This is a genomic window from Cupriavidus sp. 10L43_2 (genome assembly GCF_056395265.1).
The window spans coordinates 61,189-75,537 of the sequence record NZ_JBFTJE010000001.1; the positions used below are offsets into that span (position 1 = coordinate 61,189).

At 69.6% G+C, this 14,349-nt stretch carries 10 protein-coding genes; 2 read left to right on the top strand and 8 right to left on the bottom strand.

Annotation, left to right across the window (positions count from 1 at the left end):
* Positions 1–49 precede the first annotated feature (49 nt).
* From AC1DEL_RS00265 to AC1DEL_RS00275, 3 genes are read right to left on the bottom strand one after another with little or no spacing between them, the layout of a single operon-like run.
* On the bottom strand, positions 50–1,441 hold the full coding sequence (locus tag AC1DEL_RS00265; RefSeq protein ID WP_092294230.1) for an undecaprenyl-phosphate glucose phosphotransferase: 1,392 nt from the start codon (positions 1,439–1,441) through the stop codon (positions 50–52).
* A gap of 12 nt (positions 1,442–1,453) precedes the next feature.
* Positions 1,454–2,998, bottom strand: a complete 1,545-nt coding sequence (locus AC1DEL_RS00270) for a mannose-1-phosphate guanylyltransferase/mannose-6-phosphate isomerase (protein WP_477159048.1) — start codon at positions 2,996–2,998, stop codon at positions 1,454–1,456.
* 31 nt (positions 2,999–3,029) lie between these two features.
* Positions 3,030–3,515 (bottom strand): GNAT family N-acetyltransferase, encoded by a 486-nt coding sequence (locus tag AC1DEL_RS00275; protein WP_092294228.1) that lies wholly within the window; start codon positions 3,513–3,515, stop codon positions 3,030–3,032.
* A 408-nt stretch (positions 3,516–3,923) separates the two neighbouring features.
* Here AC1DEL_RS00275 and AC1DEL_RS00280 point away from each other — a divergent pair, with 408 nt between their 5' ends.
* Positions 3,924–4,940: a DUF1839 family protein gene (locus AC1DEL_RS00280; RefSeq protein WP_255370795.1), complete on the top strand. Its 1,017-nt coding sequence runs from the start codon at positions 3,924–3,926 to the stop codon at positions 4,938–4,940.
* On the top strand, positions 4,927–6,918 hold the full coding sequence (locus AC1DEL_RS00285) for a serine aminopeptidase domain-containing protein (RefSeq protein ID WP_477125130.1): 1,992 nt from the start codon (positions 4,927–4,929) through the stop codon (positions 6,916–6,918). Before AC1DEL_RS00280 ends, AC1DEL_RS00285 begins: the two co-directional genes overlap by 14 nt.
* Positions 6,919–6,971: 53 nt before the next feature.
* On the opposite strand, the gene AC1DEL_RS00290 is transcribed toward AC1DEL_RS00285, so the two are convergent.
* The 5 genes from AC1DEL_RS00290 to AC1DEL_RS00310 form a co-directional block, all read right to left on the bottom strand.
* The gene (locus AC1DEL_RS00290; protein ID WP_441591185.1) at positions 6,972–8,636 is read right to left on the bottom strand and encodes a glucosamine inositolphosphorylceramide transferase family protein; all 1,665 of its coding nucleotides are present in this window, start codon (positions 8,634–8,636) and stop codon (positions 6,972–6,974) included.
* Between the two features lie 86 nt (positions 8,637–8,722).
* Complete coding sequence (locus AC1DEL_RS00295; RefSeq protein ID WP_092294220.1) at positions 8,723–9,445, bottom strand: Crp/Fnr family transcriptional regulator; 723 nt, start codon at positions 9,443–9,445, stop codon at positions 8,723–8,725.
* Positions 9,446–9,835: 390 nt separating this feature from the next.
* The gene (locus tag AC1DEL_RS00300; protein ID WP_477125129.1) at positions 9,836–12,385 is read right to left on the bottom strand and encodes a glycoside hydrolase family 2 protein; all 2,550 of its coding nucleotides are present in this window, start codon (positions 12,383–12,385) and stop codon (positions 9,836–9,838) included.
* A complete protein-coding gene (locus tag AC1DEL_RS00305) occupies positions 12,382–13,362 on the bottom strand; it encodes a DUF1839 family protein (RefSeq protein WP_477125128.1) in 981 nt (326 codons plus the stop codon). The genes AC1DEL_RS00300 and AC1DEL_RS00305 overlap by 4 nt, the downstream gene beginning before the upstream one ends.
* Positions 13,363–14,328, bottom strand: a complete 966-nt coding sequence (locus AC1DEL_RS00310; RefSeq protein WP_477105210.1) for an amino acid--[acyl-carrier-protein] ligase — start codon at positions 14,326–14,328, stop codon at positions 13,363–13,365.
* Between the last annotated feature and the right edge of the window lie 21 nt (positions 14,329–14,349).

A 14,349-nucleotide genomic window follows, 5' to 3' on the forward strand; every position in this document is an offset into this window, starting at 1 on the left:
TGCCTTGCCGCCACATCACATACCGTGTCTCAGTACGCCCGCGCTGCTCTCAGTAGGCATTGCGCCGGAGCAAAATGCACGCCGGCGTGCGCAGGATGATCTGCATGTCGAACCAGAACGACCAGTTCCGGATATAGAACAGGTCGAACTTGACCCGCGTTTCCATCTTTTCCACCGTGGACGTCTCGCCGCGATACCCGTTCACCTGCGCCCAGCCGGTCAGGCCAGGGCGGATGCGGTAGCGGTGCATGTAGCCCTCCACCAGGTTCTTGTAGAGATCGTCGTGCGCCAGCGCATGCGGTCGCGGCCCCACCAGCGACATCTGTCCGCGCAGCACGTTGAGCAGCTGCGGCAGTTCGTCGATCGACAGCGCCCGCAGCACCGCGCCCACGCGCGTCACGCGCGGATCGCCGCGCCGCGCCTGCGTGACCGTGCCGGGCGCCTCGTCGTGCAGGCACATGGTGCGGAACTTGAGGATCTCGAACTCGCGGCCGTCGTAGCCCTTGCGGCGCTGCCGGAAGAACACCGGCCCGTGCGAGGACTGCTTGACCAGCGCCGCCACCACCACGAACAGCGGCACCAGCGCCACCAGCGCCAGCGCAGCCGCCACGCGGTCGAAGATCTCCTTCGGCCAGAGCTGGTATTCATCGGCCGGCGAGACGGCCAGGTTCAGCGTGGGATAGCCGAGCACCTTGTCCACCGAGCACTGCAGATGCGGCAGGCCGCGCAGGTCCGGCATGTAACGGATGTCGACAAAGTCGTTGCGGAACTCGCGCACGAAGCGGCGCACCAGATGCTGGTCCGCCAGCGGCAGCGCCAGCCAGATCTCGTCGATGGCGCGCGCGCGGACCATGCCGGCAAAGTCGCGGAAGTTGGCGCAGACCGGCACGTTGTGCAGCCACTCGGGGGCATCGTCGCTCTCGTCATAGACGCACACCGCCCGATACTGCGCGCCCGGCGCGTGGGCCAGCTGCGCCAGCATGTTGCGGGCATGGGCGCGCGTGCTGACCACGGCCACCGTGCGCGTGCGCGTGGCCGCCCGGCCCAGCCGTCGCGCCACCCAGCCCGGCACCAGCCGCGCCAGCACCAGCATGCCCGCGGAGGCGGCGGTCACGGCGATGAACCACGAGGTCGGCACGTTCTCCAGGCGCGGCGTGCACAGCAGCGCCATGCCGGCCAGCGCCACCACGCCGCAGGCCGCCAGCACCCGGTGGGTGAGCTGGCTGAGCGAGCGGTCGCGCCACTGGCCGTAGACCCCGAACGCGGCGAACAGCACCACCGCCAGCAGGGCGTTGAACAACACCAGCATGGTCTGCGTGTCCGACCAGGCCAGCGGCAGGCCATGGCCCGGCAGCGCGGCGGGCACCATGAGCTGGTGCACCAGCAGCGCGCTGCCCGCCACCAGCAGCAGGTCCAGCGCGCAGGCAATCAGCCCGGTCATCGCGGCATCTCCTTACTTGCGGCCATAGTTGTCCTCGAAGCGCACGATGTCGTCTTCCCCCAGATAGGCGCCAGACTGCACCTCGATGATCTCCAGCGGCGTCTTGCCCGGGTTTTCGAGCCGGTGCAGCGTGCCGATGGGGATGTAGGTGGACTGGTTCTCGCTGAGGATGCTGACGGTCTCGCCGCAGGTGACGCGCGCGGTGCCGCGCACCACCACCCAGTGCTCGGCGCGGTGGTAGTGCATCTGCAGCGAGAGGCTGGCGCCCGGCTCGACCACGATCCGCTTCACCTGGAAACGGTCGCCATGGTCGATGGCGTCGTAGCAGCCCCACGGGCGGTGCACCTTGCGATGGTTGACCACCTCGCTGCCATGCTCGGCGCGCAGGCGCTGCACCACGTTCTTCACGTCCTGCACGTGGGCCTTGTCGACCACCAGCACGGCGTCGGCGGTTTCCACCACCACCACGTCATGCACGCCCACGCAGGCAATCAGCCGGCCTTCCGAGTGGGCGAGGCAGGCCGTCGCGCCATCGAACACCACGCGGCCCCGCGCGGCGTTGCCAAGCGCATCCTTGGGCGCGATGTCCCAGATCGCCGCCCAGGAGCCGACATCGGACCAGCCCGCATCGAGCGGCACCACGCGCCCGGGCACGTCGGGCAGGCTTTCGAGCTTTTCCATCACGGCGTAGTCGATGGAGTCCGACTGGCACGCGCCGAAGGCTTCGCGGTTCAGCTTGTACGTGTCGCCACCCGCCTCGCCAGCCTCGTAGGCGGCGCGGCACTGCATATACATCTCGGGCTGGAGCTGGCTCACCGCGCGCAGCCACACTGCCGCGCGCACCACGAAGATGCCGCTGTTCCACCAGTAGCCGCCCGAGTCCACGTAGTGGCGGGCCAGTTCCAGGTGCGGCTTCTCGACGAATTTTTCGAGCGTGTAGGCGCCATCGACCGCCGTGCCGCCGGCGCGGATATAGCCGTAGCCGGTTTCCGGCGAGACCGGCACCACGCCGAGCGTGACGATGGCACCGGCGTCGGCATGGCGCACCGCCGTGGCGAGCGCCTGGCGGAACGCCGGCACGTCCGTCACGCTGTGGTCGGCCGGCGTCACCACCAGCACCACATCGCCCCCATCCGTAGCCGCCATCGCGTGCAGCGCCGCCACGGTCAGCGCCGGGGCGGTGTTGCGGCCGCAGGGCTCGGTCAGCAGGCGCGCGGGCTTGCCGGCGCGCTTCATCATGTCCGCGATCATGAAGCGATGTTCCTCGCCGCAGACCACCAACTGCGGCGGCTCGATGCCGGCCGGGCGGCCTGCCAGCACCGCCACGCCGTCGAAGCGGTGCGCGGTGGCCTCCAGCAGCRTGTCTTCCGCCACGAGGTTGAGGAGCTGCTTGGGAAACTGTTCGCGCGAGAGCGGCCACAGCCGCGTGCCGGCGCCACCGGCCATGATCACGGGCTGGATCGGAAACTGGATGACGGGCAGTGCCGCGGTCACGGGCGGCGCGAGGGCTGCGCCGAGCGTAACGGGCGGCAGGCCCACCGGAATCGGTTGGTTCATGGAATGCTCTCCCGGCCGGGCCGCATGCGGCTCAGCGTGTCAGACGGAACAGCCGGGCGCGCGCGCGGGGCGGCTGCCAGACCATGCCGATGAAATGCGTACCGTGTTCCAGGTACGGGCCCTCGCGCTTGCTGAAGCCGAACCCCTCGCAAAATTCGCGCAGGTAGAACGGCACCTGGATGCCCACCGGCGCACCGGGCCAGCGCGTCTGGATGGCCTCCTGCGCGCTGCGCATCAATGCCTCGGCCGTGCCGTCGCCGCGACGCGACATGCGCGTGAGGAACTTGTCGATCCGGATCTCGCTGCCTTCCCCCTTGAGCAGGCGGGCGTAGGCCACCACCTGCTGTGTGTCCTCGGCCGGCTCCACGCCGAGCACGTGCGTGCCGACGATGTCCTTGCCGTCGACGTCGAGCAGCAGACTGCCCTGCTCCACGATGAAGACCTCGCTGCGCACGCGCAGGATCTGATACAGCTCCCGCGTGGTCAGCTCGCTGAATTCCTTGTCCACCCAGTTCATGCCCGCCTTCCTGGTCTGTCCAAAGGCATGGACGGCGCTGCGCACTGCGCTCACGCTCCCCATGCTCACCGCTGTCTCTCAATGCGCGCGACGCAACGCTGGCGGCACGCGTCCCAATCCATGAGTTGCAGTGTAGGAACGGCCCCTCGCCGTCTCTGTACGCTTCCGCACACCTTGCCCGGCGTGCGGTGGCGTGCCCATCAGAGCGCGAAAAGGCCGGGAAAAGTGCCACTGCCTGCACGCGGCCTGCCCCTTGCCGGTGCCCCGCCAGCATGCGCGCAAACGTGCACCTTGCTGCGGCGCCTGTGTTGCCTCGCGCACCAATCTTTGGCGCGGTTGGGGCTGTAATGGAGACCGTCTGGCCGCGCCCGGCTGCGCGGCATGCCTACACAGCGGAGGAGAATCCATATGAATGTCACGGCGACCCTGGCACGCAGCACGCCGCAGCCCGCGCCGCATGCGCTGCATGGCGAGGACGTGATCTGGCAGGAGACCAACTGCTACATCGACCTGTGGATCGAACTGCTCAACGGCTGGGGGCTCGAACCGCGCGCCGCGCTGCCGTTCACCGTGACGCAGGACTTCGAGGGCGATCACTTCACCTTCTTCAAATACCCGACCAACGACATCGAGCGGCTCTACGGCACCGTGGTGCAGGAGATGGCGCTCTACGATGCGCTGGAGGCGCATCTCGTCGAACAGGTCGGGCGCGGCCACACGGTGCTGGTGGAGGTGGACAGCTACTACCTGCCGGACACCAAGGCCACTTCCTATCGGCAGAAACACGTCAAGACGTCGATCGGCGTGGACATGATCGATGCGCAGGCGCGCCGGCTGGGCTACTACCACGGCCTGGGCTACCACACGGTCAATGGCGACGACTACGAGGGCCTGCTGCGCCTGACGCCCGAACTCTCCGGCAATCCGGACCTGCTGTTTCCCTACGCCGAGTGCGCCAAGCGCGTGCGCGCGCCGGTGGCGCCGGGCATGCTGGCCGATGCCTCGGTGCGGCTGCTGCGCGAGCATCTGGCGCGGCGCCCCGCCGCCAACCCGGTGAGCCGGCTGCGCGCGGTGTTTCCGTCGCATATGGAGCGGATGCTGGCGCGCGGCGATGCCTACTTCCACCAGTACACCTTCAACGTGCCGCGCCAGCTCGGCGCCAACTTCGAGATGCTGCATCACTACCTGACGTGGCTCACGCGGCAGGGGCACAAGGTGCCCGAGCCTGTGGTGGACGCGGCGCACAGCATCGCCACGGAAGCCAAGGTGCTGCAGTTCCGGCTGGCCCGCGCGGTGGCGCGCGGCCGGACCGATGCCTGCTCGGACTGCCTGGATGTGCTGGAGTCCGCCTACGACCGCACGCTGTCTGGCCTGGTGGCCACGTTCGGCGCGGCGGGGCCGGTGCACGTCCATGCGGGTGCCTGAGGGCGGCGGCGCCATGGGCGGCGCGGGCGACGGCCCGAACGAGGACGGACACGGGGACGGACACGGGCACGGCGGCCACGGGCCGCATGGCCCGGGGATGGTGCACGCCGTGATGGAACCGCTGCTGTTCGACGGGTGCTACGGCTGGCTGCACCGGCCCATCGTCCCCCTTGCCCCCCTTGCCCCCCTTTCTGCCGATCCCTGCGGCGTGGTGCTGTGCAACCCGTTCGGGCAGGAAGCGATCATGACCCACCGTGGCTGGCGCTACCTCGCCACGGCGCTGTCCGCCAACGGCATGCCGGCGCTGCGCTTCGATTACCACGGCACCGGCGATTCCGATGGCGACGAGAGCGATCCTGCCCGCCTGCAGGCGTGGACGGCCAGCATCGTGGCCGCCGTGCGCGTCCTGCGCGAACGTACCGGCGTGACGCGCGTGGCCTTGTGCGGCATCCGCCTCGGCGCGCTGCTGGCGGTACTCGCCACGCAGGAGATGGAGGCGGAGGCGATCGACGCGCTGGTGCTGCTGGCGCCGGTGGTGCGTGGGCGTGACCATCTGCGCGAACTGCGCGCGTTGCAGAGCACCGCGCGATCGTCCCCGGCCGACCAGCTCGATCCGGCCGAGACCGAAGACTTCATGACCGTGGTCGGCAACCGCTTCTACCGCGACACCATCGACGCCATCCAGGCGTGCGACCTCGGCAAACCCGGGCAGCTGCACCAGCGGCCCGCCGCACGCATGCTGATCCTGTCGGCCAGCACGCTCGACGGCGCCGGGCGGCTGGCCGAGAGCGCCGCCGCGCTCGGCTGCGACGTGACGCAGGCGCCGTTCGACGAATACGAGACCTATGTCAGCTATCCCGAGCTGAACGACCTGCCCTGGCAGGCGTTCCGGCACACCACGGCGTGGCTGGCCGGCGTACCCGAGACCGATGTGCGCGAGCCCGACAACGCGCGCGTGCGCCGCCTGTCCGCCGACGACGCGCCGGTACTGCACGGCGACCGCTTCGTGGAGCGCCGCGCGCACTACGGCGCCGACGGCCTGTTCGGCATCCTGTGCGAGCCGCCTGCCGCCGCGCGCGGCGACGGCGCGCCGGTGGTGCTCATCATCAACACCGGCGCTGGCCATCATGTGGGCGATGCGCGCATGGGCGTGCTCTGCGCGCGCTACCTTGCGCGGCGCGGCATTGCGTCGATGCGGATGGATCTGGGCGGGATTGGCGACAGCGTCTCGCTGGCGCTGCCCCAGTACGCCTTCCAGCCCTACGGCAGCCACCTGCGCCGCGACGTGACCGCCGCCGCCGCGTGGCTGGCCGCGCAGGGCTTCGGCCGGGTGGTGCTGTTCGGCATCTGCTCGGGCGCCTTCGTGGGGCTGCACGCGGCCACCGGCAGCGAGCACGTGGCGGGCGCGGTGCTGGTCAATGTGCAGAAGTTCCAGTGGCCCGAAGGGCTCGGCATCCAGGACGTGGTGCAGCAGCGCCCCAGCCCGCGCCAGGCGGCCACGCGCGTGTATCTGACCGCCGCGCTGGACACGCAGAAATGGGTACGCGTGTTCAAGGGCGACGCGGAAATCGGCTCGATTGCCATGGAGTTGAGCCGCCGCATCGTGGCCCGCGTGCGCACGCGGGCGCAGACACTGGCCGCGTGGATTACTCGCGCTGATACGCCAGTGCGTCAGGTGCACGGCCTCATTCGTCGGCTCGATGAACGCAGCGTGCCGGTGTGGCTGGTCTTCGGCGGCTACGATCCGGGCCTGGGGGAACTCGCCACGCACTTCGGCGCGCGCGGGCGGCAACTGCGGCGCTATCGTCATGTGAAGTGCGTGATTTCGGATGAAGTGGACCACGCGCTGCGGTCCTACGCGGCACGCGAGGCGGTCTACGCCATGCTCGACCAGTACCTGCGTACCCATTTCTGCGAGGACGCGGACACCATCGCGGCCCTCGTGGCCGGCATCGATCCGGAGCCGGCGCTGCGCTGAACCAAGGCGGTACAGCGGTCGATCGGGCGCCCGTAGCCGGGCGCCCAAGGCACTCAGAACACGAACTCCCGCCGCACGTGGTCCACCACGGTGACCGTGCCGGTGCTGGTCATATGGTGCGAGCCGATCAGCCGCCGGCCGAAGTCGGGGTCGATGCGGCGCACCTCGCGCTCGCGGTACGCCTCGTCGGAGACCGCCAGCACCTCGTTGACGATCAGCCCTTCGCCGTAGCGGTCGAAGCCCTGGCGCTGCGCCAGCCGGTAGATGCGCCCGCCGTCCATGATCAGGCCGGCATTGCGCCCGCCGGCCGGGTCAATCCGCACCGGGTTGGCCGCGCAGGGCGTCCAGTCCGTGCCGAGCGGGGACGGCCCCGAGAACAGGTACAGCTCGCTGCAATGGTCCTTCACGTCGGCGGGGTCCATGCTGGTCAGCATCCACCATTTGCCGTCGCGCGGGAACAGCACGGTGTCCGCGGCGGAGACGTTGTCCATCAGCACGGCGGCCAGCTCCCACTTGAGCGGGAATTCGGCGCACCGATAGACGCGGATCTGTCCGGACCCCGAGCATTCGGGGCACATATATAGCGCCCCTTCGTACGAGAACAGGTACGGGAACGACATGTGGTACGGCTCGACGATCACCGCGCCAAGGTCCACCGCGCGATGGCCGACGATTTCCAGCGCCGAGATATGGGCGCGGCCGGTGGCGTAGCGGTAGTCCTCCACGAAGCAGACCACGCGCCCATCGGGCCCGGTCCACAGGAAGGGATCGGCCCAGAAGCGGCCGCGCGGCGCGGTCACCTCCACGGCCTGCCGCAGATCGGCGTTGCGCCAGGAGCCTTGCAGGATCGAGATGCCGAACTTGCGCCGCATGTGCAGCGCGCGCTGGGTGCCCTTGATCGCCGCGCGCTTGAACAGGCGGCCCGCGTAGCCGACGAGGTCGCGCGCACGGGGCCGGGCCAGCCCGGGAACCGGCGCGCCGGCCGGCGAGGGCAGCGTGCCCGTCGTGGCGATGCCCGTCAGCAGCGCGCGCAGGTGCACATCGGCCTTGCGGTACAGGTGGGCCTGGTTTTCGAGGTAGCTCACGCGCGTGCCCACCCGGCCCGCGCGCAGCACGCGGCGCGTGCCGTCGATGCGTTCGATGGCGAAGCCGGTGGCCGGCTCGGCGTGCCGGCATTCGTCGAAGCCGGCGGCTGGCGCCACGCCGCCCCGGCCATAACGCATCCACAGCGTGCCGATGCGCGCGGCAGCCGCAATCCGCGCATCGACCGTGGCGGGGCCGAAGCCGAGCAGCAGGTCCAGCCCGAGGGCGCGTACCTGTTCCACCGCGGCGACGTCGAACTGTATGTGACCGTTGGCGCCGGGCATCGGCGCGGCAATGTCCAGGCGCTCGGGGATCGAGCGCGCGAGGTCGTGGCGGGTCAGGTGGCCGCGATAGGTACCGCGCAGCACCGTGCCTTCGGCCCGCATCAGGCCGCGCAGCGTGGCCGCGAGCAGGCGGTCCCACGGCGAGACGCCGCCCTGCACGGGCCCGTGCACGATCAGATGGGTGATGGCCAGGCCCGGCTGCTTGCGGGCCCAGAGCACGAGCTGGTAGAGGTGATGCAACGCCTGCGGGCTGTCCAGCAGCAGGCCGATGCGTAGCGGGACGACTGCCGCCTGGGCGTCGCCGCCCGGCTTGGCATCGAGGTCGGGCAAGTCAAGCGAGGTGACCGTCATAGCGGGCTCTCCGGTTGGCGCAAGGATCCTTCGGCAGGAATGCGATGCGGCGCGGCGTGATGCCGCGCCGCATCGCCCTGCGGAAATCAGGCTTGCACCAGCGCCGGCAGCAGGCGGTCGTACTCGCGCTTGACGAGCTTGTAGCATTCGCAGGAATGCTTCTCCAGCCCGCAGCGATCCAGCACCGTGATGTGGCCACGGCTATGGTGGATCAGGCCCAGGTCCTCGAGCTTGCCCGCCGCTTCGGTCACGCCCTCGCGGCGCACGCCGAGCATGTTGGCGATGACCTGCTGCGTGATCACCAGTTCGTTGGAGCTCATGCGGTCGATGGCCAGCAGCAGCCAGCGGCACAGTTGCTTGTTGAGCGAATGGTGGCGGTTGCAGGCGGCGGTCTGCGCGATCTGCGTCAGCACGGCCTGCACGTAGAGCAGGGTCACGCGTTGCAGGGCGGGCATGTGGGCCAGTTCGGCACGCAGGGCGCGGGCGGGGATACGGTAGGCGAAGCCGGGGCTGCGCACTTCCACGCGGCTCGGCATGGTGTCGCCGCCGGTGACCACGGGAATGCCGACGAGTCCTTCGTTGCCGACGGCCGCGAATTCCACCGTGGCGCCGTCTTCGAGCAGCGACAGCAGCGAAACCACCGACGTGGTCGGGAAGTACACGTGGACGATGCGCTGGCCCGAGTCGGTCAGCAGCTCACCGGCGCGGAGCCGGACCAGTTCGAAATGCCGCGAAAGCGTTTCCCATTCGTGACGCGGCAACGCGTTGAGCAGGTGATTGACATGCAAGTCTGACCGATGCGTAATCATGGTGATTCTCCTCCCTCTGACCCGGGAGCAGCATCGGTCCTCCACCCCGCATGGCAATCTCCATGCAGGCTGTGACCCGATCTCGCCGCTCCACCCGTTTGCGTTTTCTGGCGATCTCTGGCAGCCCCGTAGCTGCCACCCTCTTTACCCCCGGCACCTCGCGGGCCCCGGTTTTGCTATCTCGTTGTTGACTCTATTAAGGGCCATGCAGATCAGAATCGACAGTAGGCAGACGGTTGGTGCGGCGGTCATGCTTTGGGAGGGAAGGAGGATACAAACGGCGGAGAGGCGGGGATGACGCGGGGATGACGCGCGACGGGCCGGAGCCGGCGGATGTGCCGCCCTGCCGCGCCGCATATGGCGCAGCGGGCAGGGGTTGAGAGGATGAGATCAGGCGTCGTAGGAGAGCGGGCGCTCGGCGTTCAGGGCGGAGATCTCGCCTGAAGGAATGGCGTCCGACCCGCCCCCTCCCCCTGCCTCATTCATCAGGCGGATACGCCGCGATTCCCCCGGTCCAAGGTGGAACCAGTCCTGCTCCGGGCGGTACGCATGGTCCTCGATGTGCACCCAGCGTGCAAAGCGCTGCGCGCTGACGGTCAGCCACCACACGCCCTCCAACTGTTCCACCTGCGCACTCAACCCTGGCGCGCGCAGCGCGGCGGCGCGGCGGTCCGGCAAATACGCCGCTTGGCTGAGCAACGCGTTGCTGTCCGCGGGGTCGTGCAGGGTGGCCAGGACGACGTCGTGCGCGGGCGGGCCGAAGCGGTAGGCGTAGGTGAAATCGAAAAAGTGATCGATGAGTTCCGCCGCGACGAGCCGGCGCGTCTCGCGCGGGGCCAGCGTGAGCGTTTGCGTGGCGTGGACGGTGGCGATTTCGCCATCGCGCAGGCAGCGGAAGGTCAGTTGCACGGTGCGTGGCGTGGCCGATTCGTTGACCACGTGCACGTGCAGCCCGTTCAGGCCCTCGTCGGTGATCAGCACCTGGAGCGGCTGCCAGACCTGCCGCAGCGCATGCCAGGCCGATTTCGGCCGGCCCCGGGCATCGACGATGCCCCAGCCGGCGCCCGGCAACAGGTCCTGCAGTTGCCAGACCAGCCCGCCCATGCAGGTGGAGCCGGCGCGGCGCCATTCGCTGAAGACGTCGGTCATGATCTCGGCCACCACGGCGCGCGAGAGCGCGAGGTAGCGCGCCGGCTGCTCGTAGCGCAGGCGGGGCGGATCGACCTCGTACAGCGCCCGCAGGTAGAAATCGCGGATGTCCTCGAAATCCCAGGCGGAACCGGCGTCGCGCGGCACGCGCGCCTTCCAGCGCGGGTCGTGCAGCGGCTGCGAGAGCCCCGCCTCGGTCAGCGTGCGCGCGCACGGCACGTTGGCGAAGGCCAGGCACTCGGACGTGAAGCGCACGTTGGCCAGCCGGGCATCGGCCAGCGGGCGCTGGTAGGCGCCCACGCCGTAGTAGTGCGTGATGCCGGTATCGGGCTGGAACGGCCAGGCGCCTTCGCTGGGCGAATTGCGCACATAGACCACATCGGGACGATGCTCGGCCACGAGCGCGGGAATCAGGGTGTCGAACAGCGGCTGGCGCCACGCGCCGCGCGGCGTGCCGAGCATGGCCGCCTGCTGCTCGGCCTCGCTGCCGCCGCAGAGCACGGCGAGGCTGGCATGGGCGCGCGTGCCGGCCAGCCACTGGGCGACCTCGCGCGCGGCGTCGTCCATCAGGGCCGGCGACGCGCTGGTCTCGCTGCCATAGTCGAAATTGGCGAACATGAAGTCCTGCCAGACCATCAGGCCGAGGGCATCGCATTGGCGGTAGAACGCTTCGCCGGGATAGCAGGTCACGCCGCTGACGCGGACCATGTTGGCGCCGGCATCGCGCGCCAGCCGCAGCCAGTTGGCCACGGCGTCGTCGGTGTCGGCCAGGCCCGGCAGGTCGTGGCTGGAGACGCAGGCGCCCCGGCAGAACACGCGCTCGCCGTTCACGCGCAGCGCAAACGCGCCGGGCTCGCCGTCGCGATCTTCGGTGATGGTGCGGAAGCCGGTCTGGCCGCAGGGGATGGCATGGCCACCCACTTCGGCCTGCACGCGATACAGCGCCGGCTCGCCGTGGGTATGGGGCCACCAGCGCCGGGCATCGGGCACGCGCAGGGTGCCGGCCAGCGAATGCGCGCCCACACGGCGCAGTTCGCCCTGCCAGACCCCGCCATCGGACCCTTCGGCCCGGAAGCTGCCCTGCATCGGCGCCGGGCCGGGAAAGTGGAGTTGCAGTGCCACCACGCCGTCGCGGCCATCGAGATGACCGGCCAGCACGGCGCGCGCGCCATGCACGACGTCCGCGCCTTCGGGGTGCAGCAGTTCGATGTCGCGCCACGGGCCCACCGCGTGCACGGGCGGGCACCAGCCGGGCATATGGCCGAGCAGCGTGGTGCGCACCGCGCGCAGCGTGGGCGGCTGGATCATGCGCGGCTTCCAGCGCACCGCGCCGCGCTGCGTGCGCAGCCACGGATGCAGCGCGCGGAAGCAGATATGGAGCACGTTGTCCGCACCCTGGAGTTGCACCGCCACCTGGTGCGCCACGAACATATGGCGCGTGGTGAGCACCTGCACGCCGTTGAGCCAGACTTCGGCCAGCGTCGCCAGCCCGTTGCAGCGGAGCACGCGGCGGCCACTGCCGGCGAAGTGGAGCCGGTACCAGTAGTCGTGCTGGTGCAGCGGGGGCGGGGCGGACTCGTCCCACCGGCCGGCGGCGCGCAGCGCGCTGGCCACCGTGCCCGGCACCGGCGCGGGCAGCCAGTGCCCGTCCTCGCCCAGTTCACGGGGATGCGTGGCCGCGCCGGCCAGCGTCTCCAGGAAGGTCCAGTCGCCCTCCAGCCGCGCATCGCCCACGGCCACGCCGGACCACAGGACAGGTTGCAGCGCCGGTTCCGGATCACGCGCAGTCATGAGACGGTCTCCCCGAAATAAGCGGCCAGCGCCGGCACGGTGCCTTCGTACGACAGTTCGAGCTGGTCGAGGCAGTCCTGGCACGGGTCCGGCTTGTGGCTGATGACGGCGCGCATCAGGCGGAACTGCATCACCATCGCCTCGGACGCCATCGTGTAGCAGGCTTCGCAGATGGCGTCGGGCTGCGGCTGGCCGTGCTCCGAGAGCCAGCGCAGATAGCGCCCCAGCAGCTCGAAGTTGGCGCCAAGCTGCCGCAGCACGCTGGCCGCGTAGACCTGGAAGTTCGGCTCGCCGCGCGCCATCAGTTGCTCCAGGTGCGCGGGAAACGCGCTGCGGAACGCGGTGATCGGGTTCTGGCGGGGCCGGCACGCCAGATGATGGCGCAGCAGTTCCAGCGAGGCCGTGACCAGCGCCTCCCCCGCCTGCGCCGGAAAGCGCCGGCGCACGACCTCGGCATGGGGGAACGCGGGCGCCTCCCACTCGGGGGCGATGGTCGCCTGACGGAAGATGGCCGTGTAGTCGTCCCCGCTGGCCGTGTGGTAGCCATCGCCATGATAGAAGCCCACGGCATTGGCCTCCGGTACCAGCACGTCGATGCCGATGGCCGAGCGCGTGTGCTGGCGGCGGTAGGCATTGGGCGGCTGCGGCAGGTAGAAGCCGTCCACTTCCAGTAGCACCACGTTGCCCCGGCAGGTCTGCGCGGCCACGTGGGTCTCGAGCTTGTCGTAGGTGGACAACTCATTGGTGTGGATGCCGTACAGGCGCTCAAGATCCCCAGGCGGAAAGCTCGACAGCGTGAACTGGTCGCCCTCGAAATCCTGTGTCACGGCGAACGGCAGGGCCGCCACGGGCTCCAGCTCCCATCCATGCAGCAGCTCGACCCAGAGATCGATATGGCGATTGGCGTGTGCCCACACCGGATTGCCACCATGCAATGCCGGGCCGCCCCGCGGCCGAAGCCTGCCGTCACCGTACATTTACTGGCCTCCGAGCGTTTCCCGTACCGACTGCGGCCAACGGGCCGGATCCAGCCCGTGATGCTTGAGCAGCGCCAAGGTGAGACGCTCGATGCCAAAACCCACGCAGCCGGTGTGCGCCGTGCCGCCATCGGCGGTGCGGATGCCCCACAGCGCGCCGAAGTGGTCCATGTGATAGTTGAAGCTCATGCAGGCGGTGGGCCCCAGCCCGTCGTTCACCGGAATCAGCAACTCGAACTTGAGCTTCAGCTCGCGCTGGCTGTCCGCCACGATCTTGCCGCCGCGCCCGAAGAACGGGTCGTTGGCCACCTCCACCTCCATCGGCAGGCCCAGCGCCTGCACGGCGGCCTGGCCGCGCTCCATCCACAACTGGCGGAACGCGATGATCTGCTCGGGCGAGCCGATGCACACGTATTCGTGCTGGCGGAACAGCTGCATGCGGGTGGGCTCCAGCGACGGCTCGTGCCGGTAGCAGTAGGACATCACGTTGATGATCTTGCCCTCGGGCGGCAGCGGCCCGCGCCGCGCGACGACCGGATACACCGGATAGCAGGCGGCCGGCGTCAGCACCACGCCGGTGGGCTGCTGCTGGTCGGTCCAGTCTTCCTTGTCCTCGAGCCGGGCCAGCAGGCGGCGATGGCCGCGGTCGTCGCCGCAGAAGCTGTGGATGGTGCCGGCGAGCTGCGGAAAGCTCTTCAGGTACTCGCTGGTCTCGAAGTCGTGCTGGCCGATGGCCGGCGGGAAGCGCAGCGTCTCGGCATGGTGATCCGCGCCCAGCCGCATCACCATGCGGTTGAGGCTTTCGGCGATGGCCTCGAAGGTCTCGCTACGGCCATACAGCCCCAGCACGCCGCTGGGAACCAGCAGCCCGGCCTCGGTCAGCTGCTCGAGGAAGGTGGGCGCAGCCGCGCTGCCACCGGCTCCGCCGATGGCCTGCGCGTCTGCCGTTACGGTTTGGGCGTCCATGGAAGCTCCTTGTTTCGACTT

Excerpts from the sequence above, each read along its gene's own strand:
- AC1DEL_RS00265 (WP_092294230.1), bottom strand. The coding sequence starts at position 1,441 with ATGACCGGGCTGATTGCCTGCGCGCTGGACCTGCTGCTGGTGGCGGGC.
- AC1DEL_RS00275 (WP_092294228.1), bottom strand. The coding sequence starts at position 3,515 with ATGAACTGGGTGGACAAGGAATTCAGCGAGCTGACCACGCGGGAGCTG.
- AC1DEL_RS00280 (WP_255370795.1), top strand. The coding sequence starts at position 3,924 with ATGAATGTCACGGCGACCCTGGCACGCAGCACGCCGCAGCCCGCGCCG.
- AC1DEL_RS00285 (WP_477125130.1), top strand. The coding sequence starts at position 4,927 with ATGCGGGTGCCTGAGGGCGGCGGCGCCATGGGCGGCGCGGGCGACGGC.
- AC1DEL_RS00290 (WP_441591185.1), bottom strand. The coding sequence starts at position 8,636 with ATGACGGTCACCTCGCTTGACTTGCCCGACCTCGATGCCAAGCCGGGC.
- AC1DEL_RS00295 (WP_092294220.1), bottom strand. The coding sequence starts at position 9,445 with ATGATTACGCATCGGTCAGACTTGCATGTCAATCACCTGCTCAACGCG.
- AC1DEL_RS00300 (WP_477125129.1), bottom strand. The coding sequence starts at position 12,385 with ATGACTGCGCGTGATCCGGAACCGGCGCTGCAACCTGTCCTGTGGTCC.
- AC1DEL_RS00305 (WP_477125128.1), bottom strand. The coding sequence starts at position 13,362 with ATGTACGGTGACGGCAGGCTTCGGCCGCGGGGCGGCCCGGCATTGCAT.
- AC1DEL_RS00310 (WP_477105210.1), bottom strand. The coding sequence starts at position 14,328 with ATGGACGCCCAAACCGTAACGGCAGACGCGCAGGCCATCGGCGGAGCC.